The 25195-nt window shown below is 63.9% G+C and carries 21 protein-coding genes and 1 tRNA gene; 6 read left to right on the top strand and 16 right to left on the bottom strand.

Going from position 1 to position 25195, the window contains the following annotated elements:
* Positions 1–27 precede the first annotated feature (27 nt).
* A complete protein-coding gene (locus tag AABB87_RS02255) occupies positions 28–1116 on the bottom strand; it encodes a DUF3616 domain-containing protein (protein ID WP_341969542.1) in 1089 nt (362 codons plus the stop codon).
* 381 nt (positions 1117–1497) lie between these two features.
* Here AABB87_RS02255 and AABB87_RS02250 point away from each other — a divergent pair, with 381 nt between their 5' ends.
* Together AABB87_RS02250 and truD are read left to right on the top strand one after the other, a co-directional pair.
* Entirely contained in the window at positions 1498–1914 is a 417-nt protein-coding gene (locus AABB87_RS02250; protein WP_341969540.1) for a tellurite resistance TerB family protein, read from the top strand.
* A 319-nt stretch (positions 1915–2233) separates the two neighbouring features.
* Positions 2234–3253, top strand: a complete 1020-nt coding sequence (truD, locus tag AABB87_RS02245) for a tRNA pseudouridine(13) synthase TruD (protein ID WP_341969539.1) — start codon at positions 2234–2236, stop codon at positions 3251–3253.
* 805 nt (positions 3254–4058) lie between these two features.
* Here the strand turns inward: truD and AABB87_RS02240 are convergent.
* The 5 genes from AABB87_RS02240 to rsmB form a co-directional block, all read right to left on the bottom strand.
* A tRNA-Phe gene (locus tag AABB87_RS02240) sits at positions 4059–4134 on the bottom strand.
* Between the two features lie 70 nt (positions 4135–4204).
* Entirely contained in the window at positions 4205–4918 is a 714-nt protein-coding gene (locus tag AABB87_RS02235; RefSeq protein WP_341969538.1) for a response regulator, read from the bottom strand.
* Between the two features lie 11 nt (positions 4919–4929).
* Positions 4930–7197 carry a sensor histidine kinase gene (locus AABB87_RS02230; protein ID WP_341969537.1) on the bottom strand — a complete coding sequence of 756 codons (2268 nt, stop codon included), beginning with the start codon at positions 7195–7197 and terminating at the stop codon, positions 4930–4932.
* A 3-nt stretch (positions 7198–7200) separates the two neighbouring features.
* Positions 7201–7776 (bottom strand): DUF4390 domain-containing protein, encoded by a 576-nt coding sequence (locus tag AABB87_RS02225; protein WP_082680101.1) that lies wholly within the window; start codon positions 7774–7776, stop codon positions 7201–7203.
* 118 nt (positions 7777–7894) lie between these two features.
* Positions 7895–9235: a 16S rRNA (cytosine(967)-C(5))-methyltransferase RsmB gene (rsmB, locus tag AABB87_RS02220; RefSeq protein WP_341969536.1), complete on the bottom strand. Its 1341-nt coding sequence runs from the start codon at positions 9233–9235 to the stop codon at positions 7895–7897.
* 207 nt (positions 9236–9442) lie between these two features.
* Here rsmB and folE point away from each other — a divergent pair, with 207 nt between their 5' ends.
* Both folE and AABB87_RS02210 read left to right on the top strand, forming a co-directional pair.
* Positions 9443–10165, top strand: a complete 723-nt coding sequence (gene folE / locus AABB87_RS02215) for a GTP cyclohydrolase I (protein WP_058721009.1) — start codon at positions 9443–9445, stop codon at positions 10163–10165.
* Positions 10166–10188: 23 nt separating this feature from the next.
* Entirely contained in the window at positions 10189–10611 is a 423-nt protein-coding gene (locus AABB87_RS02210) for a BLUF domain-containing protein (protein ID WP_058721010.1), read from the top strand.
* Between the two features lie 18 nt (positions 10612–10629).
* On the opposite strand, the gene AABB87_RS02205 is transcribed toward AABB87_RS02210, so the two are convergent.
* Together AABB87_RS02205 and queC are read right to left on the bottom strand one after the other, a co-directional pair.
* Positions 10630–11175, bottom strand: a complete 546-nt coding sequence (locus AABB87_RS02205; RefSeq protein ID WP_341969532.1) for a LemA family protein — start codon at positions 11173–11175, stop codon at positions 10630–10632.
* Complete coding sequence (queC, locus tag AABB87_RS02200) at positions 11172–11903, bottom strand: 7-cyano-7-deazaguanine synthase QueC (protein ID WP_341969678.1); 732 nt, start codon at positions 11901–11903, stop codon at positions 11172–11174. The genes AABB87_RS02205 and queC overlap by 4 nt, the downstream gene beginning before the upstream one ends.
* Positions 11904–12215: 312 nt before the next feature.
* On the opposite strand from queC, the gene AABB87_RS02195 reads away from it, so the two are divergent.
* Positions 12216–12920 (top strand): hypothetical protein, encoded by a 705-nt coding sequence (locus tag AABB87_RS02195; protein ID WP_341969530.1) that lies wholly within the window; start codon positions 12216–12218, stop codon positions 12918–12920.
* A gap of 88 nt (positions 12921–13008) precedes the next feature.
* On the opposite strand, the gene AABB87_RS02190 is transcribed toward AABB87_RS02195, so the two are convergent.
* Complete coding sequence (locus AABB87_RS02190) at positions 13009–14322, bottom strand: glutamate-5-semialdehyde dehydrogenase (RefSeq protein ID WP_341969528.1); 1314 nt, start codon at positions 14320–14322, stop codon at positions 13009–13011.
* A gap of 303 nt (positions 14323–14625) precedes the next feature.
* Here AABB87_RS02190 and AABB87_RS02185 point away from each other — a divergent pair, with 303 nt between their 5' ends.
* Positions 14626–15054 (top strand): CBS domain-containing protein, encoded by a 429-nt coding sequence (locus tag AABB87_RS02185; RefSeq protein WP_341969526.1) that lies wholly within the window; start codon positions 14626–14628, stop codon positions 15052–15054.
* 520 nt (positions 15055–15574) lie between these two features.
* Here the strand turns inward: AABB87_RS02185 and AABB87_RS02180 are convergent.
* The 7 genes from AABB87_RS02180 to AABB87_RS02150 all read right to left on the bottom strand — a co-directional run bounded on the left by AABB87_RS02180 (position 15575) and on the right by AABB87_RS02150 (position 25016).
* Positions 15575–17497 (bottom strand): ABC transporter substrate-binding protein, encoded by a 1923-nt coding sequence (locus AABB87_RS02180; protein ID WP_341969525.1) that lies wholly within the window; start codon positions 17495–17497, stop codon positions 15575–15577.
* Positions 17498–17887: 390 nt separating this feature from the next.
* Entirely contained in the window at positions 17888–18439 is a 552-nt protein-coding gene (locus AABB87_RS02175) for a GNAT family N-acetyltransferase (RefSeq protein ID WP_341969524.1), read from the bottom strand.
* Positions 18432–19427: an AEC family transporter gene (locus AABB87_RS02170; protein ID WP_341969523.1), complete on the bottom strand. Its 996-nt coding sequence runs from the start codon at positions 19425–19427 to the stop codon at positions 18432–18434. Before AABB87_RS02170 ends, AABB87_RS02175 begins: the two co-directional genes overlap by 8 nt.
* 128 nt (positions 19428–19555) lie before the next feature.
* Positions 19556–22411 carry a M16 family metallopeptidase gene (locus AABB87_RS02165; RefSeq protein WP_341969521.1) on the bottom strand — a complete coding sequence of 952 codons (2856 nt, stop codon included), beginning with the start codon at positions 22409–22411 and terminating at the stop codon, positions 19556–19558.
* Between the two features lie 107 nt (positions 22412–22518).
* Complete coding sequence (locus AABB87_RS02160; protein ID WP_341969520.1) at positions 22519–23127, bottom strand: hypothetical protein; 609 nt, start codon at positions 23125–23127, stop codon at positions 22519–22521.
* Positions 23124–24299, bottom strand: coding sequence for a M48 family metallopeptidase (locus tag AABB87_RS02155; RefSeq protein ID WP_341969519.1), 1176 nt, complete (start codon positions 24297–24299; stop codon positions 23124–23126). The genes AABB87_RS02160 and AABB87_RS02155 overlap by 4 nt, the downstream gene beginning before the upstream one ends.
* Positions 24300–25016: a hypothetical protein gene (locus AABB87_RS02150; RefSeq protein WP_341969518.1), complete on the bottom strand. Its 717-nt coding sequence runs from the start codon at positions 25014–25016 to the stop codon at positions 24300–24302. It lies immediately after the preceding gene.
* Positions 25017–25195 lie beyond the last annotated feature (179 nt).

The following is a 25195-nucleotide window of genomic DNA, read 5'->3' as shown; positions in this document are numbered from 1 at the left end:
GACTCAAGGGGCTCGCGGTGAATGCCCTCAGTCGCGGCTCAGCAGGTCGCCGAAGACGGCGTGTTCACCATCCTTGCGATCGGCACCAGGCGCGTCGTACAGAACGAGCCAACGCGCCTTGCCTCCCGACAGCGCCGGCGGCAAATCGCAGATCGCTTCAGCCCGGTTGCTTCCGCGTCCATGCGGCAGGGGCACCGACTCGGTCAATGCATCCTCGAAACGAACGGGCTCGCGGTTGGCGGCCAGCAAGGAGCGGGCAGCGGGCCATTTGAAAACGCGGATGTCACCGTTCAGCACCATCGTCGGGCCGGCCAGGATGTAGAGGTCATCGCCCGAGAAGTGCAGATCGCGAATACCCAGCCCGTCAAGCTGCAGGAAATGCTTGCGGATCAGCGTGCCACGCTCGTCCAGCGGCAGCAATCGCAGATCGTCAGCGCGGGCCTCGACCTCGATCTCAATCAGCGCCGACCAGCCCCTCAGCACCGGGCCGCGCAGGCCAAGCAACAAACGCCGGCCGTCGACGGCCAGGCCTTCGATGTCAAAGCCGTTGTCCTTGCCCGGGATGGCCATATAGGGGCCAAAGTGGGGGTCGTCGGCCAGCACGCGCGTCAGCAGATTTGACTCGGCATTCCCCTTCAGGCGCAGCGCCTTGCGGCCGTCCTGGGCCTGCCGCACCAGGCAGGGCTCGCCCTTGGCATCAGCCTCGATCGGCAGGCAGGCCAGCAAGCGCCGGTTGCTGTCGAGCGAGACCTTGGCCAGGCGCTTGGCGTTCTCAGCATGGCCCCGGTCTGGCTTGGCGTTCTTGCGCTTCAGGCCATGCGAGCCGACCACCCACAGGTAGCCATCGGCCACGGCCATGCCTTCCAGATCGGCCTCTTCCTCGGCCGTGCCGGGCAAGTCCAGCAGATCAGCGAGTGGGAAATCGCGTGCCTCGCCAAAGCGCAAGGCTTCGCGCCCGACGGGTTCGAGCCGGCGCAAACGATCCAGGCCGCAGGCTTCGTCGCCAGCCACCCAAAGCCAGTCACCGGTGAAGGCGGCCCCCGACAGATTGGATTGAACCAGGGAGCCGGGAGCGAACTCCAGACGGGCGGCGTTGGCGGTGCGAGTTTTCGGCATCAGATCGGTCTCCAGAGGGTGAGGCGCCAAAAAGGCGGGCGCGATGCAAGGCATGCACGCGGCATGCAGCGAACGCTGAAGTGTGAGGTCGAAACCCCGGCGGGTGTTCAGCTTTGTCCGATGTTGGAGTTCTCAAAAAGCTGCTTTGTCGCAAGCGCTAGGTCCCCCACATTCCGCTTGCCACCCACCGACGGAGATTCGTGTTGCAAACGCTCGTCAAGTCTAGCCACCCGCCAACCGCCGAACTGTGCGGCCTGACGGAGCACCGAACGCCCTCCGATTTTGCGGGTGTCGCGCCCTGTGCTGCGCGAAAGCTATGCAGTGCTAAGGCACAACCTCGACTGATCTATGCCCATCATCAATCACCCAAGAGGACTTCCCATGCGCCACTATCCCGTGAACAGCCCGCAGGCAGCGGCCCGCATCGTCGCCTTGACGGTGGTCGCCGACGGCGACATCGCAGCCTCAGAGATCGAGTGCCTCGACCGTCTCGCCGTGCATGAGCAGCTCGGCCTGACTCGCCATGAATTGCTCACGCTGCTGGACCACTTTTGCGAAGACTTGCTGTCGAGCGGCCAGTTGAACTGGGCCGACGTTTGCCCGGTAGACGAGCGCACCCTGGCAGACCTGATGAGTGAAATCGAGGATTTCACGCTGCGGCTGAAGGTGCTGCGCTTGTGTGTCGAACTTGCTGAAGCCGACGCGCATGTCGATGACGGCGAATCGGCCGTGCTTGTCGCTGCCGTCGAGCACTGGGGCCTGCACCGCGAGATGTTTCGGCCGTCGGCCCGGAACTGATCGCCACGACGCCCCCGGCTCTTTCGTACTGCGGCTCGGGCGAGGCGGCGGGCAGGCTGGCATGCGGCCAGGGAAGCTCTGAACGAAGCGGGGCGAGGCCGTGAAGTGCGGATCGGCATGGGCTGCAAGGCGCGCGTTGAAGCCAATAACTCAAGCGCTTGGCAAAAAGTGCAAGGCGGCAGACCGCCCGAGTCCGCGCTAGCGCGGAGCGACCTGATTTGTGCAGAGCTTCCCTAGGGCGACAATCGCGGTCTGGACTGCCACTGGTCGGCTAGACAGCCTGTCCCCTTTTTTTGCACTTGGTGCCCTCAGACCGCTCATGACCGACGCTTCTCAATACACGACCTTGCCGCAGTGGCCCAACGCTTATCCGGCCAGCGGCGCCTGCGCCACCCTGAAACGCCTCAACGAGGATTTCATCGTGACCGAACTGCCGCTGCAACTGCCCTCAGGTGCAGGCGAACACATCTGGCTGGACATCGAGAAGAACGGCGCCAACACCGCCTTCGTCGCTCAGCAACTGGCCCTGGCCGCCGGCGTGCAGGAATGGGACGTGGGCTATGCCGGCCTCAAGGACCGCTACGCCATCACGCGTCAATGGTTCAGCATCTATCTGCCCAAAGGCGAGACGCCCGACCTGACCCTGCTTCAGCACCCGGAGTTCAAGGTGCTGAGTCAGAGCCGCCACGTGAAAAAGCTGCGCCCCGGTGATCTGCAAGGCAACCGATTCCACATCGTGCTGCGCGACGTGAGCGGCGACCGCGACATGATCGAGACCAATCTGAAGGCCATCGCCTCACTCGGCGCGCCCAATTATTTCGGCGCTCAGCGTTTCGGCCATGACGGCGGCAACGTCGAGCAGGGCCGGGCCATGCTGGCGCGCGAAATCCGCGTGCGCAACCCGAAGAAGAAGGGCATCTACCTGTCGGCGGTGCGCTCCTTCGTCTTCAATGAAGTGCTGGCCCTGCGCATTCAGCAGGGGCTCTGGGGCAAGACCTTGCCCGGTGACGTGATGGACGAGACAGGCCGCCCCACCGGACCACTCTGGGGGCGGGGCCGTGTGAGCAGCACCGACGAAGCGCAGGCGCTGGAAATGGGCGTGGCCGAACGCAACGCCACCTTGTGCGACGGCATGGAGCACGCCGGTCTGGATCAGCAGCGCCGGGCCCTGGTGGCGAGCCCGGGGGAGATGTCATGGGAATGGCCGCAAGCCGCTCAACTGGTGCTCACCTTCTCTTTGCCCGCCGGGAACTACGCCACCTCCGTTCTCAACGAAATCCTCCGCACCACGGAGCCTGAGCGGCACACAGAGAACAACGAGCCTGAGGTTGTCGAGTAACGGTGTCCTCAGCTCGGGTTGAAGGGTGGCCCTTACTGCCATGTGATCACGGTTGCCTCACGCAAGTGGCCCCCGCTCGGCCGTGATCGCTCGCAAGCCCTGCTTGCATGGGCGAAGCTGGAAGGCAGTGAACCCGACCCGAGCATTAAGACCTTTGATGTGGTGTCGCTGCGATATGAGCGAGAAGTGATTTCGACCAAGGCCAGGCGAACACAGAGCGACAACCTGAAAGAGCTTGAGCGCCTGCGCGCCATCTTCGGCCGGGTGATGATCGATGCCATCAAGCAGCGCCATGTGCGCGCCTAACTGCGCAGGAGTTGGGCAGCAAAACCACCAAACCACAATGGGCCAACTCACCCTTCATCAACGCCGATTCCGTTTCCGCCTCACACGGCCCAGCATGTCGTCGACAAAATCATAAAGAGCCTGGGCTTTGTCTATCAGGTAGCGCAACGAACGCGGCATACGCCCGCCCACATTTGGGTAGGGGACCCTGTTGGCCCTATCGGAAGCAAAGGGCCCGAGGAGATATTCGCCTTCGCGGAGGGGCGCGGGACCGAAGCGGCTGTCATCGGGACGGTTTTCCATGAAGCGCTCCTTCTGCGGCTAGACCACAGGGCAACTAGGCCCGTACGCCGACTCGTTGCCTTTCGCCTCTTTCCAAACATCCGAGAACGAATATGGCAAACGCCGGGCACTTGCTCGATAGGGAAAAACTGCTTACATCCGCCGTTACATCCTGAGCGGGCAAGAAAAAAGCACTTAGAGCCAGCAGCGCTAAGTGCTTGATTTCATTGCGTATTCTTGGTGGCCTGGGGCGGAATCGAACCACCGACACGCGGATTTTCAATCCGCTGCTCTACCAACTGAGCTACCAGGCCAACTTGATCTTCTTCAGATCTTCTTCGCTGCAACTCAGCGAAGACCGCAACTATAGCACCATTTTTTCAGTCAAACACCAGATCCGCGTTTATTTCTACTCAAATCGACACCGAGCTGCTTGAGCTTGCGGTACAGATGGGTGCGCTCCAGGCCGGTTTTCTCGGCCACACGGGTCATGGAGCCGTTTTCCTTGGCGAGATGAAACTCGAAGTAGCTCTTCTCGAAAGCATCGCGGGCTTCGCGCAGGGGGCGGTCCAGCTCGAAGATTTGCTCGGAGGCGATGCCCATTTGCGGCGCCGAGGGCATGGAGTTGATGGTGGAGCCATGCACGGGTGCTGCCACCGGGTAGACCGGGCTGATGCTGTCGCTGCGGGTGTAGCTCAGCGGCGCGCCCATCGGGGCGGGCGCGGGGCGCGGGGCCACCTTGACCAGGGCTTGCTCGACGGCGCGCAGCAGCTTTTGCAGCGTGATGGGCTTTTCAAGGAAGGCGATGGCGCCGACCTTGGTGGCTTCCACCGCGGTGTCGATGGTGCCGTGGCCGCTCATCATGATGACGGGCATGGTCAGCAGGCCGGCCCCACCCCATTCTTTGAGCAGGGTGACGCCGTCAACGTCGGGCATCCAGATGTCCAGCAGCACGAGGTCAGGGCGAGCGCGCTCGCGGGCGGCGCGCGCCTGCGCTGCGTTCTCGGCCAGTTCGATCGTGTGGCCCTCATCGGTGAGGATTTCAGACAAGAGGGCGCGTATGCCCAGTTCGTCGTCGACTACAAGAATTGTTGCCATGGAGTCCTAGTTCACTCTTGTTTTTGGGCAGTGCCGCCGTCGGCCGCTGCAGTCGCGAGTTTTGAAAATGATAACGAAACTTGTGCACCTATCACGGCCGCCGTCTCGTCACCCTCTAAATGAAGGTTGGCCAGACGGATGCGCGCACCGTGTTCATCGGCGATTTTTTTCACCACCGCCAGCCCCAAGCCGGTGCCTTTGGTCTTGGTTGTGACATAAGGTTCGAAGGCGCGTTTCAACACTTTTTCGGCAAAACCCGCGCCGTTATCGCTGATCAGCAGGCGCAGGGCGCGTGGCTCACCGGCCTCGGTAAAGGCTTGCTGGGTTCGCACCAGCACCTGTCCGTCGGCGCGGTCTTGCACGGCATCAAGCGCATTCTGTACCAAGTTGTGAATGACTTGCCGTAATTGGCTGGCGTCGCCCTTGATTTGCATCGGTGCCAGGGCCAATTCGGCGCGCAAGCGGCCGGCTTCCTGGGCCTGTGAGTACAGGGTTAGCACCTCGCTCACCAGGGCATTGAGGTCCAGGTTTTTCAGATTGGCCGAAGGCAGGCGGGCGTAGTCGCGGAACTCGTTGACCAGCTGCTTCATCGACTGCACTTGGTTGACGATGGTCGCCACCGAGCGCACCAGCATGGCCTGATCCGCCCCTTCCAGCTTGGCCTCGAGCTTGTGCTGCAAACGCTCGGCGGAGAGCTGAATCGGCGTGAGCGGATTCTTGATCTCATGCGCCAGGCGCCGCGCCACCTCGCTCCAGGCGGCCGAGCGCTGGGCCGACACCACTTCGGAGATATCGTCGAACACCATCAGCCGCGCGCCTTGCGGCAGTTGGGCGCCGCGAACCAAGAGGGTCAGCACGTCCTGGCCGGCTTCGACCTGCAGCTCGAAGGCGTCTTGCCAATGGTCGCGCTCGCCGGCCTCGGGGTTGTATTGGTCAAAGCGCTGCCACACCGATTGGGCAAAGGCCTGCAGCTGCGGCACTTCATCCAGGCGGCGGCCGCGGTAGGCCGACAGCGGCAGGCGCAGGATGCGGGTGGCGCCGGGGTTGACGGTGTCGATGTGCTGCTGCGCGTCGAACACGATCACGCCGGCGGTGAGGTTGTCCAGAATGGTTTGCAGATTGGTGCGGGCGCCTTCCAACTCGGCCACGCTGCGTTCCACCATCGCGCGGGCGTCCGAAAGCTGCTCGGTCATGTCGGCAAAAGATCGGGTCAGGCCGCTCAGCTCGTCGCGCGAACTCAGCATCGGTTTGCGGCTCAAGTCGCCGCGAGCCACCTGGCGCACGCCTTCGGCCAAAAGCAGCAAGGGCCGCGCCAGCTGATTGCCCAGCGTGACGGCCAGCAGCAGCGCAGCAAACACGGCCAGCACCAGGGCCAGGGTCAAGGTGCCCAGATACATGCGGCGCAGGCCGTCACGCTCCAGGGCGCGCTGCTGATACTCGCTGCTGGCGGCCTGCACGGCCAGAGCATTGCGCAGCACGGTCGGCGGGATGCGCCGCACCATCATCAAATAGCGCTCGGCCCCGCTGCTGTCACCCAGGCGCAGATCAGTGCTGGGCAGCAGCGCCAGGGCGCGGATCTGCGCCTGGCCTTGCAGGGCCAGGGCTTCGTCTTCCAGCCCCTCCAGCTGGCTGAATGCCAGGCTGCTGCGTGCCTGGCGCAGCATGCTCTCCGACGGCCGCTCCGGGCTCAGTACGCTGGCGTCGCCGCCGGCCGAAAGAATGATCTGCCCATTGCTGCCCACCAGGGCCACGGTGCGCAGACCCATCTGCTCGCGCAGGCGATCCAGAGCCAATGGATGCGGCAAGCCGCCATCGCGTTCGGCCAGATGGTCGGCCGCCTCGCGGGTCTTCTTGCCCAGGTCGCTGGCCAGCTCGTCCAAGGTGCCGCGGCCGAGATTCAGGCCGGCGTCCAGGGCGCTGGCCAAGCGCACATCGAACCAGCTGTCGATGCTGCGATTGACGAATTGGTAGGACACGCCGTAGATCAGCACCCCTGGCACCACACCCACCAGGGCAAAGATGCCGGCCAGCTTCATCAACAAGCGGCTGCCGAACTTGCCGCTGCGTACCCGCAGGGCCAGACGGATGGCCGCTCCGCCGATGACCAGCACCAGCACCGTGGCGACCACGGCATTGACCCAGAACAGCCAGACCGAATGCCGCTCCAGAAAGCCGCGCTGCGAGGTGGCGCCGATGGACAGCAAGAAGGCCAGCACACCGCAAACCCCCGTCACGGCCACCATCGAGATGACCCATGCCCACCGCGCGGCTTTGCTCATTGATCAGGAACCGGCAGCAGTGCGCAGGCTGAAGTCAGGGTTGAGGGTGAAGGTGTGCTCCACATTCAAACCCCAGCCCTGGGGCGAACCCAGCCCGATTTGCATGGGCTTGGGCAGTTGGCTGGTGTCCAGCCGGTAACTGAATTCGAGGTAGTAGCGGCCATCGTCCTCAATGTCTTTGAGGTCGGCCACATGCCAGCTGGCGGCGCCGCGCAGCGAACTCAAGGCCTCACTGAGGCTGGCGTAATTGCGGTTCAGGCCTTCGGTGCTGACGCGGAATTGGCGCGTCAGCGATTTCCATTCCAGCCGCCAGCTGCGCGAAGCCCGCGCGGCGCGCACATCGCGCCAGTACCAGCGGCTCCGCAGCACCGTCACATCGGCCGCGAAGTAGACAGGCACGCCCTTCATCAAGGCGTCTTCCACCGCCGCCGAGAGCGTGAAGCGGGTGCTGAAGCTCAGCTCCAGCCCGTCTTCCGACTTTGTCGTGCTGATCTGGCTCAGCTCCACGCCCTGGGCCTGCGCAGCCTGGGCCGGCAGCACCAGCAAGAACAGCATCAATAGCGCCAGCAGCACAGCCATGCCAGCGCTCACCCAGGGCCGGAGCACCCGGGGGCAAGAGGCGGTAGTGGCGAATGACAGGCCGAGCGATCTCAATGGGCAGGAACCGAAAATTTATGAACAGGCGCCAAGTGCGCCCTCAGGACTTGCTCAGCAGCGCGTAGTAGAAACCATCCAACACCGCGGGGCCTGCTTGAGCATCGGCCCCATTGTGAGCGAGGGGCAGCAGGTGGCCGGTCACCCCGGCCACATCATGGGCCTTGGCGCTGGGCTGGCGTTGCAAAAATGCGTCGATTTGCTGCTGACCTTCGGCCTTGAAGATCGAGCAGGTGGCGTAGACCAAGCGCCCGCCCGGCTTGAGCAAGGGCCACAAAGCATCCAGCAATTCGCTTTGGATGAGGGCCAGCTGGGCAATGTCGGACTCGCGGCGCAGCCAACGCACATCGGGGTGGCGGCGCACGATGCCGGAGGCGCTGCAGGGCGCGTCCAGCAAGATGGCGTCAAAGGCTTGGCCGTGCCACCAACTCTCAGGCAGGCGGGCGTCAGCGGCCTTCAGGGTAGCGCGCTGGCCCAGGCGGTTGAGGTTCTCTTGCACCCGCTGCAGGCGCTTGGCATCGCTGTCGAGCGCCATCAGGTCAAAGTCACCCAGCTCCAGCACATGGGCGGTCTTGCCGCCGGGGGCCGAGCAGGCGTCCAGCACCCGCGCATGCGCAGGCAGCGCCGCCAGCTCACCGTGGGGCTGCACCAGCAAGGCGGCGGCCACCTGTGCGGCGGCGTCTTGCACCGAGACTTCGCCGGCCGCAAAGCCCGGCAAGGCCGTCACCGGCACGGCCCGCGCCAGCACCACGGCCTGTGGCGCCAAGGGACCTAGTACGCGGGCAGCAATGCCCACATCGGCCAGGCGCTGCACATAGTCGGCCGCCGTACCGTGATGGGCATTGACCCGCAAGCTCATCGGCGGATGTTCATTATTGGCGGCCAGAATGGCTTGCCATTGCTCGGGCCAGTCTTGCTGCAGGCGGGCGATCCACCAGGCCGGGTGATTGAAAGCCGCCACCGGGTCGGCGCAGACGGCGCTGACGATGGCCTCACGCTCGCGCAAAAAGCGCCGCAAGACCGCGTTGACGAAGCCGGCGCTGGCCGGCAGGCGCTTGCGCACGGCGCTGACGGCCTGGTCCACCACCGTGTGCGCGTCGTAAGGTGCCGCATCGCTGGGCCACAGCAAGGCCAGGGCACACAGCAGCAAGCCCTCCACCTTGGGCGGCGGGGCCTTGGGCGCCAGCAGCTTGCGTGCGCCCTCCGCACTGGCGAGCAGGCGCAGCACATAAAAACTCAGGGCTTGGGTGCCGGGGCGCAGCTCGGTGGGGCAGCGCGCCAGCACCTCGGTGAGCGAGCGGCCCGCGCGCACGGCTTGAATGGCCTGGGCCACCTCGGCCAACAGGCGTTGCAGCGGGGGCGCCAAGGTAGCTTGGGACGACAATGAGGAGGAAGTAGGTGCAGACACGCCCGGCAGTGTAGGGCAGCGCCAAAATCCAAGTCACACCCGAGGCCTGAGCCTTGGCGTGGCAAAGGCAGCAAACGCCACCGCGCCACCCCCACCCAATTTGTCACTTACCCGGCAAATGCACGGGCTTTGCAATGCGGCCACAATGCCTCTTCACAGCCTCGACTCATAAAGACACACACCATGACTGGCGCCTCCACACCTAAGCCCACCCTCAGCCAAGCCGAACTGGCCGCCCTGCCGGCGTCAGAGCGGGTGCGCTATCGCCTGCTGGCCGCCGGCTGCCGCCATCACGCCAATGACAATATCGCCGCCTTCATCGAAGAGGGCGAACTCGACGCGTTGCAGGCCGAGGTGCAGGCCAAGATGCAAGAAGTCTTGCGCGCCCTGGTGATCGACACCGACAGCGACCACAACACCCAGGACACCGCCAAGCGCGTGGCCAAGATGTTTGTGCGCGAAGTCTTCGCCGGCCGCTACAAGGCCGCACCGGCGGTGACCGAGTTTCCCAATGTCTCGCGCTTGAATGAGCTGATGATCGTTGGCCCCATCACCGTGCGCAGCGCTTGCTCGCACCACCTCTGCCCCATCATGGGCCGGGTCTGGATCGGCCTGCTGCCGAACGAGCATTCCAATCTGATCGGCTTGTCCAAATACTCGCGTATCTGCGAATGGATCATGAGCCGGCCGCAAATCCAGGAAGAAGCCGTCACCATGCTGGCCAACGAGCTGCAAGAACGCGTGCAGCCCGACGGCCTGGGTGTGGTGATGGAGGCCGACCATTTCTGTATGCATTGGCGCGGCGTCAAGGACACCGAAACGAAAATGATCAATAGCGTGATGCGCGGCGCCTTCTTGAAGGACCCCAATTTGCGCCGCGAGTTCCTGTCACTGGTCAAGACCTGAAGCCTTTTTCCGGAGCCCCCAAGATGCTAGTCCGCCTTCTTTACGCCAGCCGCGCCAACACCCCGATGGACGAGGCCGCGCTGTCCACCATCCTCAAGCAATCGCGCGAACACAATCCCAGCGAAGGCATCACCGGCCTGCTCTGCTATGCCGACGGCATCTTCATCCAGGTGCTCGAAGGTGGGCGTGACGCCATCAATGCGCGCTACAAAGCCATCGTCAGCGACACCCGCCATCACGATGTGATTCTGCTCAGCTACGAAGAAGTCAGCGAACGCCAGTTCGCCGGCTGGTCCATGGGCAGCGTGAACCTGCATCGACTCAACCCCGGGCTGGTGCTGAAGTACTCGGAAAACGCCAAGCTCGACCCTTACCGCATGAGCGGCAAGACGCTGGTCTCGCTGTTCCACGAGTTGGTCAGCTCAGGCGCCATCGTCTGCTCCTGAGCCAAACCAAACCTGCGGCTAGAGCGAGCGAGCCTCGCCAAAGCCGTAAAGGCTGGCCAAGATGCGGGTCGGGAACTGCGACACCGCTTGGTTGTAAAGCCCCACAGCCTGGTTGAAAAGCTGGCGCGCAAAGCTGCGCTGGCGTTCCACCAGCTTGAGTTCATCCACCAGCTCGTACAGCTCGATATGCTCGCGCAACTCGGCATGGTGATCCAGCAAGGACATCAGCCGGGTCAGCGCCGCCGCATGCACCGCATTGGCCACCGCCAGGCTGGCCACCGGGTCACTGGCATAGGGTTTGTTGCGCACGGCCTGCGTCAAGGCCTGCGTCTCGCTCTGCGCCGTTTCCAGGGCCGCAAACGTGGCTTGCTCGTTCGGCAACAAGGGTGGCAACAGCTCCAATAACTTGGCGCACAAGCGGGCGCGCTCGGCCAGGTGCAAATCCAACTGCGCAAAAGCGGTGGCGATGCCGTTGCGCAAGCTCATCACCCGGTTGTAAGCGCCAATGCCCCAGAACAGCAGCATGGCCGCCAAGCCCCAGCCGAACCACGCCCAGTTGCTCATGCGCCGGCACTCCCGCTGCTGATGAACTCGGCATGGCCGCGCGCCCGCAGCTCACAAGCCGGGCAGCTGCCACAACCGTAGCCCCAAGCGTGGCGCTGGGTGCGCTCGCCCAAATAGCAGGTGTGGGTGTGGTCCACGATCAGCTCGTTGAGCGCGGCGCCGCCGAGTTGCTCACTCAGCGCCCAGGTCTGCGCCTTGGTCAGGAACATCAGCGGCGTTTCGATGGTCATGGGCGTGTCCAGCCCCAGGCTCAGCGCGACTTGCAGGCTTTTGAGCGTGTTGTCGCGGCAGTCCGGGTAGCCGGAATAGTCGGTCTCACACATGCCGCCCACCAGCACCGAGGCGCCGCGCCGGTAAGCCAAGGTGGCGGCAAAGCTCAGGAACAGCAGATTGCGCCCCGGCACAAAGGTGTTGGGCAGGCCATTGGCCTGCATCTCGATGGCGCGCGACTCGGTCAGCGCGGTGTCTGAGATCTGCCCCAGCAGGCTCAGGTCCAACAGATGGTCTTCGCCCAGCTTGGCCGCCCATTGCGGGAACTGCGCCATCAACTCGCGCCGCACCACCTGGCGGCAGTCCAGCTCGACGCGGTGGCGCTGGCCGTAGTCGAAACCCAAGGTCTCCACCTGGGCGAAGCGGTCCAGCGCCCAAGCCAGGCAGGCGGTGGAGTCCTGGCCGCCGGAAAACAGCACCAGGGCTTTGCGTTGAGAGTTGGCTTGCGGGGGAGGCATGGTCATGGTGATAGGGCGAACAAAACGAAACAAAAGAAGGTGCAGCGGGGGCGAATGAGGATCAGGCGGGCCGGGCCTGCGCAGCAGCGCCATCACCAGCAAAGCAAAAGCATCAGCCTTTCGCGCTTGCCCTGAAGTGTGCCAGGGTCGCTGCCGCTTGGCGCAGCGGCATTACGGCACACCGCGCCAGCGCAAGTCACGTCAACTATCCGAAAGATAGTGGCAGCCACCCTGCCCCGGGCTACGCGCCCACAGCCCCGCAGAGTAAGCTAGCCCGCTGATTTCCCACCCCTGCTGCACAACAAAACCGCCATGGCCACTATTCAAACCGTGCGTGACCGCTCCCGGCTCGGCCAGTTGCTGGTCGAAAAAGGCATCATTTCAGACGCCCAGCTGAGCAAGGCGATTGCCCAACAGCAGCAGTCCGGCCAACGCCTGGGTGAGATCCTGACTGAATGGAATCTGGCCAGCCAGCGTCAGATCAACAGCGTGCTGCGCAAGCAGAAGAAGCTGCGCCTGCTGGCCGCCGTGGTCACCACCCTGATGGGCCCGCTGCAAGCCTTTGCGGCCGCGCCGGCAGCGCCCACCGAGATCAGCCGCAGTAGTGAAGAACAAGCCAGTTCCAGCAACCCACGCCTGGCGCGCGGCCTGCAGCCACTCAACGATGAGGAGATGGGCGGCGTGTCAGCCCGCGGCATCGATCACAACAGCTTGCTGGCCCTGGCCAAGAATTCGAAAGACGAGACTCTCAAGGATTTGGTCAAGCTGCTGAACCCGGTGCTGCAGATGTTTGACGCCGACACCTCGATGAAGAACGTGGTCTACGACGCCGAAAACGCCAAGACCCGGATCAACAAAGACGGCTCGGTCACGCTCAGCCTGCCCAGCACCATCGGCGAGTTGAACATCAACAATATCCGCGTGCACGGCGACACCAACGGCGCCAGCTTCGGCAGCATTCAGTTCAGCAATATCGACTTGCGCGGCACCACCATCACGATCAGCACGCGCCACTGAGGCCTGGCTCAGCGCTGGTTCATCAGCAGCAGCACGATCAAGCTAAGGGCAGAGCCACACAGGCACCGCCCCGCGGACGCTCAGGCGCTCAAACGCGCACTTCGCCCTGCCCCAGCACCACCCATTTCAGCGAGGTCAAGCCTTCCAGGCCGACCGGGCCGCGGGCATGCAGCTTGTCGGTGGAAATGCCGATCTCGGCGCCCAGGCCGTATTCAAAACCATCGGCAAAACGAGTGCTGGTGTTGACCATCACGCTGGCCGAATCCACCTCGCGCAAGAAGCGCATGGCATTGGCGTGATTGGTGGTCAGGATGGCATCGGTGTGGTGCGAGCCATAACGGTTGATGTGGGCAATCGCCTCATCCAGGCTGTCCACCACCTTGATGCTGAGGATCAGGGCCAGGTACTCCTCGCTCCAGTCCTGCTCCGAGGCGGCGCGGATCTTGGCGCCCGGAATCGGCCCCAGCAAGGCCAGCGTGCGCGGGCAGCCGCGCAACTCCACGCCCTTGTCGGCCAGCAAGGCGCCAGCGATGGGCAAAAAGTCCGCCGCGCTTTCCGCATGCACCAGCAAGGACTCGGTGGCATTGCAGGGGCTGACCTTTTGCGTCTTGGCATTGATCAGCACGCGCAAGGCCAGGTCGAAATCCACCTCAGCATCGACATAGCTGTGGCAGTTGCCGTCCAGGTGCTTGATGACAGGCACTTTGGACTCGGCGCTGATGCGCTCAATCAAGCTCTTGCCGCCTCGCGGGATGATCACATCCACATGCTGCGGCGCGGTGATCAAGTGGCCCACGGCGGCGCGGTCGGTGGTGTTGATCAGCTGCACCGCCTCGGCCGGCAGTCCGGCTTCTTGCAGCGCCGCTGCCACCAACTTGGCCAGCGCCAGATTCGAATGCAAAGCCTCCGAGCCGCCGCGCAAGATGCAGGCATTGCCGCTCTTGATCGCCAGCGAGGCGGCCTCGATGGTGACATTGGGCCGGCTCTCGTAAATCATGCCGAACACACCCAGCGGCACCCGCATCTGGCCCACGCTGATGCCGCTCGGCCGGCGCTTGAGCCCGCTGATCTCACCCACCGGGTCGGGCATGGCCGCGATCTGCTCACAGCCCAGCGCCACCGTCTCGATGATCTCGGGCTTGAGCTTGAGGCGGTCCACCATGGGCGCCTCCAAACCCGCCTTAACGGCCGCTGCCACATCCTTGGCATTGGCCTTGGCCAAGGCCGGCCCAGCCGCCCGCAAGCGCCGCGCCAGCGCCAGCAAGGCCTGGTTTTTGGCCGCAGTGGGCGCAGCAGCCATCAGGGCCGAAGCAGTGCGGGCGGCTTCGCCCACCTGATGCATATAGGCGGCGAGTTGGTCGGGGGACGTTTTGGCGGTGGAGGTGGCGACAGAAGATTTCATGGCTGCGATTCTCCGCGATCTGCGGGGCGACCATCGATCTGCCGCCGGGGCGCCAGGAACTGCCAGCTTGCCCAAGCTCGCAAGCGCGGGCACGGAGCCAAGACTTCGCGGTACTTGCGCGAAAGCAGCATGCCGGAGAACTACCACCAAGAACGCCCATTGGCCACCAGGCCGAAGGCACTTGGCGCACCCCACGCCGCCCTTGCGGCTGTGTACAAGAAGCTGGCTAGAGGCGAGCTCGCAGCCTGCGCGGACGCCAAATTTCGGTTAGTCTGTAAGCCTGACTTCCCCGAGGAGCTGCCGATGAAACCTGTGTCCGAACTATTGAAGCCACGCGAGGGTACTTTGTGGCAGTTGCGCCGCGAAGACTCGGTGTACACAGCGCTGGAATTGTTGGCACGCTTTGACGTGGGCGCGCTCATGGTCATGGAAGGCGGCCGCCTGGTGGGTGTATTCAGCGAGCGCGACTACACGCGCAAGATCGCGCTGCAAGGACGGGGCTCCAAGGACACGACGGTCGGCGAGATCATGACGACCAACGTCATCACCGTCACGCCGAGCACACGCACACACGCATGCATGTCCCTGATGCGGGACATGCGCATCCGCCACCTGCCGGTGGTGGACGGCGACACCGTGTTGGGCATGATCTCGATCCGCGACCTGATGGAACTCATCATTGCCGAGCATGAGACCACGATCTCCCACCTGGAGAACTACATTCGGTCTTGAGCAGAGCGACTGCGGATCGGCCGTCGCCAAACGTCCACTCGTGGTTGGGACGAGCCAAAGCGGAGTTCAAGTTGGCCGCCGTCAAGCAGCCATCCAAGCTGGGCCAGCAGGGGAGATTCTGAGCGGATCACCAGCGGTCGGTTTTGGCCGGGAGCGTGAGGCCGCAACTCCGCCAGTAAGCCGCCGTTGACCAAAAAGGTCGGGACCCGAACGTCAACTACGCGGGGCTTGTTCGAACGGTCGGCCTGGCGCAGGCCGGGACATATCGAGAGCAGGCCATGCGTGGCAACACAGTGCCCAAACCCGGCATCGCCAAGGAAGTATTCCCCGCCCCTTTGACGTTCAAGGTCGCTGGCTTGACGCAGCGCTATGAAGCGTCACCGTTCTCGACCGCAGATTGAGTGCTGGGCGGCCAAACGCCGGCTACAAATCGACAATGGCCTCATCAGCCCGGCCGGAGCTTGTGCCACTTCGTTGTGGGGTGACTCCATGCATCAAGGTCCAGACCATCTGGCCTGGCTCATTGCATCTGGAAGACCTGGACCCGGTTGCGGCCCTCCGCCTTGGCCTGGTACATCGCAAAGTCGGCATTCTTCGCCAACTCGATATCGTCGCTGCCATGCTCCGGATAGAGCGCGATGCCGATGCTGGAGCTGATGCTCACCACATGTTCGGCGAGGGCGAAGGGCTGGTTCAAGGCCTCACGGATTTTCTCGGCCACCCGGATTGCATTCTCAGCATTGACGGCCTCGGGCAGAAATACGACGAATTCATCCCCGCCGATGCGGCCCACGGCGTCCGAATCGCGCAGACAGGCCGCCATCCGGCGAGCCACTTCTTTCAGCACCAGATCACCGGCAGCGTGACCATGGATGTCGTTGACGGGTTTGAATCCGTCCAGGTCAATGAACATCAGCGCGGGCTTGTTCATATTGCGCTTGGCCAGCGCCAGGCCCTTGGTGACGAGTTCGAAGAACAAGGCACGGTTGGGCAGTTGCGTCAGGCCATCGTAATGCGCCAGTTGGGCCAGTCTGTCATGGGCTCGTTTGCGCTCGGTGATGTCGAGTTTGACCGCGACATAGTTGATCGTCGTCCCGTCAGCATCCCTGACCGGCGCGATATGGGCCTCTTCCCAATAGATTTCGCCCGATTTGCGGCGGTTGATCAGCTCCCCACTCCACAGTTCGCCACGCCTGAGCGCAGCCCACATCGTGCGGTAGATCGAAGGGTCCGTCACGCCGGACTGCAAGAACCGGGGGGTCTGGCCCAAGGCTTCGGCGGATGAGTAGCCGGTTTCCTTGCTGAACTGCGGGTTGACATACTGGATGATGGCGTCGGGCCCGGTGATCAGTACCGAGGTCGGACTCTGGTCGATGGCGGTGGACAAGACCTTGAGTTGCAAATCGGCCTGTTTGGAACGGGCCAGACCGAGTTTGAGTTGCCGGTTGATGCGATGGATGTAGACCGCCAGTCCCGAAAGCACACCGACCAGCGCCACTGCGGCGAGCAACTGGCTGCGCAGCCGGAGCAGGTCGGTCTCAAGGTTGGTTTCATACAAAAAACCTTCCAGGCTGAAATTGGCGGGCAGCATGCCGATCTCGGTATAGGTGTCGGCGATATGGCGCCAGCGGCCCGGGTTCATATAGCCGACCTCGATCAGGTCGGTGCGCATGAGCGCGGCCATCTGCCTGGCTTCGAACTGCAGTTGGGAGCGCAAATGGGAGTTTGAATCCGCGGTCTGCCCCGCGCTGGCGTACTTGCGCAGAATCAGCTCGATGATTTCATCCGGATGCGCCATTGCATATTGCCAACCGCGCAGGCTGGCGGCCCGGAAGGCCTTGACGCGCGCCGGATGTAGCTGCAACTGCTCCTCCGAGGTGAACAGGTTGTCACCATAGAAATCGATGCCAGCCGAGCGCGGCGTGTAGATCTGATAGGCAAAACCGGCCAAATCCAGCTGATAGGGCTCGACGGTCGAATAGGCGGAAACTGCCTCAGCGCTGCCATCGAGCAGACTCTTTGACGAGAAGTTGTGCTCGATCAGCTTGATATTGCCGGAGGCAATGCCCTCCCGTTTCAGATAGGCCAATAACTCCTCTGACTGGGGCTCCAGCATGATGCGTTTGCCGACCAAATCATGGATGGTTTGCCCTGCCGTCAAGCGGCTGGCAATCAGCACCTGTGGTGAATGCTGGAACACCACGGCCAGCACCACGACCGGCCGACCGGCCTTCCTCGCCAGCAACAGGCTGCTGGTGCCGACGCCAAAATCCGCCCGACCAGACAGGACTTCGTCGAGCGGATCGATACCAGGCCTGGCTTCACTGATGTTGACATCCAGGCCCGCCTGCGCGTAATAGCCAAGCTCCTTTGCGGCGTAGTAGCCGGCGAATTGAAAGGCATGCCGCCATTTCAACTGCAGGCGCACCGGCTCCTCTGCCATGGCTGTGGTCAAGCCCAGTGGCCCGCAAAGCACGACGGCGAAAGCGAGGATGAGAAAACGCATAAAGCTTAGCTGGCTGGCTGGCTGGACGGAAAACTAATGAAGATCAAGGACGCCATCGTAATAGCCCCTTAGGGATAACTTTGCGCGGGCGGCCATATGCCGCCATCCTTCGCCACGCGCCCGTATTCAAAATCTAGTGGCTTGGCGGCGGCGAAATCCCCATCTTCAAGTCGTCGTGGCCTGACCGTGTGGAGTTTTCCCAAGACCAGTACGCGTGGCGCGGCGCTCCTCAGGCAGCATCTTGAAGGCTGACCGCACCTAAACCCAGGGGCGCTACAGCGAACCTCCGCTCGGCTAGCCTCCCGGATGCCAAGCAGGCAAAAGAAGTCACAAGCGCTTAGCCATCCAGCTGTAGTCCATCTCCTGGCCATCGATGCGAAACATGGCCGCGATCTCGCCGATCTGCACAAAGCCTTCGCGTTGATACAAGCCCTTGGCGGCCAGGTTGTGGCTGAGCACTTGCAGGTCTATCCACGCCAGGCCCGCCTCCTCGCGTGCCCATTGTGTGGCATGGCGCAGCAGCGCCTGGCCAAGCGCTTGGCGCCGGTGCATGCGGTCAACCCCCATGCCCAGCAGGCAGCGGTGCGCTGTATGCGCTTGCGGGTGGGCACGCAAATCCACATGGCCGATGATGCGGCCATCCGCCGTGCGAGCCACCCAGGCGCGCCGCCAGCCGGGATCATCCAGCGGCACTGACAAGGCCTGGCGAAAGGCCAGCAGGCGCTCGGGCGGCAGGCCACTCTGATGGCGCGACTGGGGCTGGAAGTAGCCCGTCAGCGCACTACCGTTGTCGCGCAAATGATCATCGAGGTAGCGGGCAAAAGCCTCGAAATCCTGCGCGGCCAAGGGCGCAATGCTCGGCATGGTTGGCTCAGCCATGCAAGAGCGCCAAAGCACCCAGCCACAGCGGCGCGGTGCCCGCGAAGAGCACGGTGGAAAGCACGATGGCGGCGGTGGTTTCGCTCTCCATGCAGCGGTAGCGCTGGGAGAAGATCAGGGCGTTGGAGCCCACCGGCAAGGCGCCCATCATCACGATCACGCCCAGCGGCAGGCCGCTCAAGCCCAGGCCCCAATGCGCGATCAGCAGCACCAGGGCGGGCAGCAGCAAGAGCTTGGCCGCCACCGGGCCCAGCACAGCGCGCCAGTTCTTGGGCCAGCCGTAATAGGCCAGCGACATGCCGATCAGCGTCAGGCACAAGGGCACCACGGCCGTGCCCAGCAGTTGCAGTACCTCGTCCAGCACGGCGGGCAAACGCAGGCCCAGCGCATTCCAACTCAGGCCCGCCAGCACCGGCAGCACGACAGGGTGGATCACCGTGTTGCGGGCCGTGCTCAGCAGAATCTCCCCCAGGCTTTGCTGGCCCTGGCCGGCGGCGCGTTCGCGGGCCAGGTCCAACTCCACCAGGGCGGTGAGCAGTGTCAGGATGCACAGGGCGTGCAGGCTGACCACGGTGATGTGGATGGCCAGGCCGGCCTCGCCAAACACGCCGGCGGCCAGCGGCACGCCCACTTGCAAGGTGTTGCCGAAAACGGCAGTGATGGCTTGCACGCTGGGCACTGCGGCCCCTGCCCGCCCAGCGCCGCGCCGGCGCTGCAGGGCATAGACCAGCACCATCAGGCCCAGCACCGGGATGAAGAAGCCCATCAGCGTCAGCCAGGGCAGCGTGGCAAAGTCCACCCGCGCCGTGGTGCGGAACAGCAGGGCCGGCACAAAGATGTAGAAGGCCGCCGCCGACAAGACCTTGGCGGGGTCGCCGCCACTGCCGCCCGCTGTCGCCTCACCCAACCAGCGCATGCGGCCGACGAACCAGCCGATGGCCACCACGATGAAGATGGCCAGTAATTTGTAGAAAACGATCCAGGACATGACCAGAGTGTGCCGCAAGCGCAGCCACTGCCCGGCGGGTCGCTGACCCGCCCGCCTGGGCAGGGCTTGCTGCGGCACCGCTAGCGCGTGGCGTTAGCGGTGGTTCAAAGCGTCACGCCATCAAGGCATCAAGGCTTAATCAACTGCCCACTGGCATCGCGCAGCTCCAGGGGCTGGCGACCCCAGCTTTGCAGCTGCGGCAAGACCTTGGCGCGGTCACCCACGGCCACGACGATCAGCTTGGCGTCGTCCACATGCGTTTTGACAGCCTGATAGGCGCTGGCCGAGGTGACGGCAGCGAACTGGGCCGGCAGGTTGGCGACATAGCTGTCGGGCAGGCCCAGGGACCAGAAACCAGCGAAGGTGGCGGCCACCACGCGATTGGTGTCCAGCATGCCGGGCAAGCTCAAAAGCTGGGCATTGCGAGCACGTGAGAGCTCCTCGGTGCTCATGGGCTTGGCGCGCATGGACTTGATCTCGGCAAACATATCCTTCAGCGCGGCGCCCGTCACATCGGTGCGCACGCTGCCGCGGATGCCGAACATGCCGACCTCGCGCCCCATGCTGAAGTTGGAGTAGATGCCGTAGGTATAGCCCTTGACCTCACGCAGCTCGTGATTGATGCGCGAGGTGAAGCTGCCGCCCAGGGCGGTGTTCATCACCTTGATGGCGGCCGCTGCGGGGTCGGCCGCGCGCGGGCCGGCTTGCACCACAGCCAGGGCTGTTTGCGGAGCGGCGGGCTTGTCCACCAAGATGACGCGTGCCGCGCTGCTGCGCACCGGCGGCAAGGCTTGAGGCTTGCTGGCCGCCACGCTGGCATCACCCTGCCAGGCGCCGAACAGGCTCTGGGCCAGGCTGCGCACTTCGGCCTCGCTGACGTCACCAGCGATCACCAGCGCCGCCTGATCGGGGCGGTACTGCTGGCGCCAGAACTGGCGCAGCGCGGCGGCGTTGGTGGCGCGGATGGCGGCGTCGTCACCCAAGGCATTGGCAGCCAAGGGGTGGCCGGCGCCGTAAACCGCCTGCGCGGCCAGCATGCCGGCGACGGCCGGCGCTTGCTCGCGCTGCTGCGCCAAGGCGCCCAGGCGCTCGGCTTGCTTGCGCTGAATCTCAGCCTCACTGAAGGCCGGGTTCAAGGCCAGGTCAGCCAGCAGGGTCAGGCCTTGCTTGAACTTGGACTTCAGGCTGCTGAGCTCAAGGCTGGTGGACTCACTGCCGGAAGTCGTCGTCAACACCGCGCCCAGATTGGCGATCTCATCGGCCACGTCGCCGGCACTGCGCGTCGTCGTGCCTTCTTGCAGCATGGCGGCGGTGAAGCTGGCCAAGCCCGGCTGTTCGGCCGGGTTGCTCAGCTGACCGGCGCGCAACACCAGGCTGGCGCTGACCAGGGGCAAGCCCGGCTTGGCCACATGCACCACGGCCAGGCCATTGGGCAGAGTGAAGCGCTTGCCCTCGGGCAGGCTCAGGGCCAGGGCCTTGCCAGCCTTGGGCTGCTTCATGCGCCAGGGCTCGGCCGCGTTCAGCTGCGCCAGCTCGGCTTTGCTCAAGGCGGGCTGTTTGCCGGTAGGCATGGGCGGCGTGGCCACTTCGGCGGCCAGCACTTTTTCACCCGGCATGGCCTGCACCACCACGCGGCTGTTCTTGGCCAGGTACTTGGCCACGGCGGCCTGCACCGAGGCGGGCGTGACGGCGCGGTAGCGCGCCAGGTCCTTGCCGACAAAGTCGGGGTCGCCGGCCATCTGGTTGTAGTGGTTCATCAAATCGGCCAGGCTGCCGACCTTTTCCACGCGCGAGAGCAATTGCGTCTCAATGCTGGCCAGCGCGCGCTGCAGCTCGGCCTCGCTGGGCGGGGTCTTGGCCAGTGCGGCGAGTTCGGTATCCACCAGGCCTTCAATCTCGTCCAGCGATTTGCCGGCCCGCGCCACCACCTCGATGCCGAACACCGAGCCCAGCGACAGCGACTCCTGCGCGACTTGCACGGTCTGCGCCAGCTGGCCTTCGTAGACCAGTTTCTTGTGCAGGCGGCTGGCCTTGCCGCCGCCCAGAATGTGGCTGGCCACGTCCAGATCGGCGTCGCCAGCCTGGAACATCGCCGGCGTATGCCAAGCCAGATTCAGGCGGGGCAGCTCAACGCGGTCGGTCACCCGCACGCGGCGCTCGGCACTGATGACGGGCTGGGCCGCTTTGGCCTCGGGCACCGGCGCGCCGGCCTTGAGCGTGCCGAAGTACTTCTGCACCAGCTTCTTGGCCTCGGCCGGATTGAAGTCGCCGGCCAGCACCAGGGTGGCGTTATTGGGGCGGTAGTAGGTGCGCGAGAAGGCCTTCACATCGTCGAGCTTGATGCTCTGGATGTCGGCATGCGAGCCGATCACCGTGGCGCGGTAAGGATGGCCTTCGGGGAACAGAGCCTGGTAGACGGCCTCTTCAACAATGCCGTAGGGCCGGTTCTCCACCGACTGGCGGCGCTCGTTGCGCACCACGTCTTGCTGGTTGGCCAGGGCCACGGCATCGACCTTGTCGAGCATATAGCCCAACATATCGGCCTTCAGCCACAAGCCGGTTTCCAGCTGATTAGCTGGCAGGGTGAAGAAGTAATTGGTGCGGTCGAAGTTGGTGGAACCGTTGGCATCGGTGCCGCCAATGGCTTCGACGATCTGGTCGGCCGCGCCGCGCGGGATGTGCTTGGTGCCGGCAAACAGCAGGTGCTCGAATAGATGCGCAAAACCGGTCTGGCCCGGCGCTTCATTGCGCGGCCCGGCATGCACCCAAAGATTGAAGGCCACCAGCGGCAGGCGGTGGTCTTCCACCAGAATCACCTCGAAGCCATTGGCCAGGCGAATCTTTTCATGCTTGACCGCGAGGCGGCCCTCGGCCGAAATCACCGCACCTGCGCCGGCTGGCGAGTCCGCGGCCCAAGCGGGGCTCAGCCCCAAGCTTCCGAGCGAAAGGCAGGCGGCGGCAACAACAAGAAGTTTAAAAGGCATAGTCGAACTCAACAGAGTAAATGGGGCCTAAGACCGAGGCGGCCCAAGATAGCCAGTTGAGTCGCCGACCGCAAGTGCCCTAGGTCAGGCGTGAAGGGGTGTGTGGCTTAGCCGCGCAGACGCGCGCTTTTCGCGATGGCTTCGGCCTGGGGCGCGTACTGGTCGAAGAAGCGCAGGCGGGGAGCCACAAAGCTGATCATGTGGAACTGGCCGGCTTTGACGGCGCCGTAGGCCAGGCCTTGCAGGCGCACATCATCGAGCTTGCGCGTCAGCACAAACTCCACCCGAAAGCCCCTGCCACCGAGGAAATCGGCCGGCTCGATGCGCTTGACGACGAAGGTGGAGCCATCGCGCGTCAGCACGCTTTGGTACAGCGAGACCAGCTCCTCGGGCTGCATCGCGGCCTTGAAGATGGGCGGCGCAATGCCTTTGTCACTGCTGGCCAGCGGCAGCAAGGCCTCGCCGTCCTTGATGCCGACGAAGAAGGAAAGGGAGTCAATCGTCACACCTTCCTTGGTCCAGGTCGGTACCTTGCTGACCAGGCCCTCGTCAAACTGATTCCAGGCGGAATCCGTCTTCACCATCAAGCGCTCTTTGATGGTGACCTCGCCGGTTTCCACCTTGGTCAGCTTGGCCGCACAGGCGGCCAAGAAAACCGCCAGCAGCGCGACCAGCACACCGCGTCCCCGCCCAACTTGAGTCTGTTTGATGTTCATGATGTTTCCTTGTCTTTTGCGTCAATCGGTTCGAGGTAGCTGCGGATCAAGCCGGCATCCGGCGCTTGCGGCAAGCGCTCCAAATACTTGGCAAAGGCCTCGCGCGCGCCGGCGCCGTCTTGCTTGCGCAGCAAATAGCCCAGGCTGCGGTAGGTTTGCGGCGGTTCTTGACCACTGTTGATGGCGGTCTGCAAATCATTCAGCGCCAGTTGCGCATCGCCCTCGGCGGCACGCAGGCGGCGCAGTTCGGCGCGGAAGTAGTGGAAGTCCGAGCGCTGAGGTTTGGCGGCAATCTTGCGATCCAAAAGCACCAAGGACTGTCCGTATTGCCCGCGGCCGAGTTCGTCCTCCAGCAAGTCGTACTGCACGCCCCGAAGCGCCTTGGCCAATTCCGCCTCGCCCACAAAGCCGCCCTCGCTGGATTCGGCCAAGCGGGCCAAGGTCTCGCTGCGCTCCTTGCTGTGCGGATGAGTGGCGAACATGATGTTGGACTTGCTGGGATCGCCCCCAAAAGAGGCGGCCAGCTCGGCCTGCAAATTCACCCAAATCTTGCTGGCCTCGCGCATGTCATAGCCGGCCTGGCGCATCAGGCTCAGGCCGATGGCATCGGCCTCGCGCTCATGGTCGCGCGAGAACCCCGCCGCGCCCGCAAACACCGCCAACTGACCCAACAGGCCGACGGGGCCTAGCAGGCCGATGTAGGAGGCCACGGCCGCCCGGTCTTTGATGTCGCGCAAGCGCATCAAGCTATGGCGCTGGAAGTAGTGGCCCAACTCATGGCCGAGCACGGCCGCCAGTTGCGCCTCGTTATCCACCCGCAGCAACAAGCCGCTCCAGATCTGGATCGCGCCATTGGGCGCCATGCTGGCGTTGAAGAAGGGGGTGCGCATCAGGTACACGCGCACATCCGGGCAGTGGCCCTGCGCCAGCTTGCACACCAGGCCCTGCAGATACTCGCGCAGCGCGGCCTCTTTGAACAGAAAGGGGCTGCGCCGGATGCGGGTTTCTTCCCGGTCCATCATGGCCCACAGGCCGCCCTCGTCCGTGCTCACATCGGGCCGCGAGAAGCGCTCCGGCAAGGCCCAGCCCTCCATCGAGACATCCGCTGCGCGGGCAGAAAGCGGCAAGGCCGCAGCGCCGCAAGCTGCGGCGATAAAACGGCGGCGGCGCATTTACTTGCCGGCCGGGAAGCTCGTCAGCAAGATGTCAATCGTTTCGGCCGCTGCGGCGCTTTCACGCAGGTCGCCGGAGCCGCGTGCCAAGCGGTTGAACCACAGCACCTGGCCGGTTTGCAGATCAACCAAGGAGGCGTAGCCCACTTGCGAGCCGCCGGTCAGACCAACGCCGAACAAGGCCATGGCCACCATGGTGGCCTTGCGCGCAGCGCTGGCGTAGCTGTCTCGCACCCAAACGAAGAGGCCGTAACGCGCTTGCGTCTTGGTTTGAATGCCCTTCATGGCATCACCCAGATTCCAGTCCAGTTGGCCGTTCTTGCTGGGCAGCGCCCACATGCCACCGATGGCGTGATGCAAATTGATCGAGCGTGCCACCGCCGCTTGCAGGCCGATCTCCTCGGCAAACTCATCGGCTTCAGAATCAGGCAAGACATGACCCCCGGTCAGACCCAGCATCTTGGTCTTGCGGGCCAGCTCGGACTTCATATGCTGTTGGGCGGAGCTGGTCCAGTCGGCCTTGGGCTCAGCCACACCGCCGGCCGACAGCTCAAACAGCTCCACGTCCACCGGCATGATCACCACATTGGCGTTCTTCTCCAGGCTTGTGAAGCCCGGTGCCAGGAAGCGCGAGGCTTCGGCCGCTACGGCGGTGTTGGGCCCCGCGACCATGGCGAGCACGGCAAGGCAAAACCCTGCAACTCGTCCGAATCGCATCAACGTCAAATCCTGCAGCATGGCACCCTCGAATCTCTCTTTTTGAATGGTTCTGCGGCGGCGCCAAGTTCGACAACAAGGGACCGCGCACCGAGGCGGCCGATGATAGGCAAAAGCTGTGAAGGTCCTACTAAGGTAAGCCCTATTTTTTCAAAAAGAGAAAATTACCGCGCCCACGT

Source organism: Roseateles sp. PN1 (assembly GCF_038419725.1).
GTDB lineage: Bacteria > Pseudomonadota > Gammaproteobacteria > Burkholderiales > Burkholderiaceae_C > Paucibacter_A.
The sequence above is the reverse complement of the archived record's forward strand: the minus strand, read 5'-3'. Positions and strand labels throughout refer to the sequence as shown.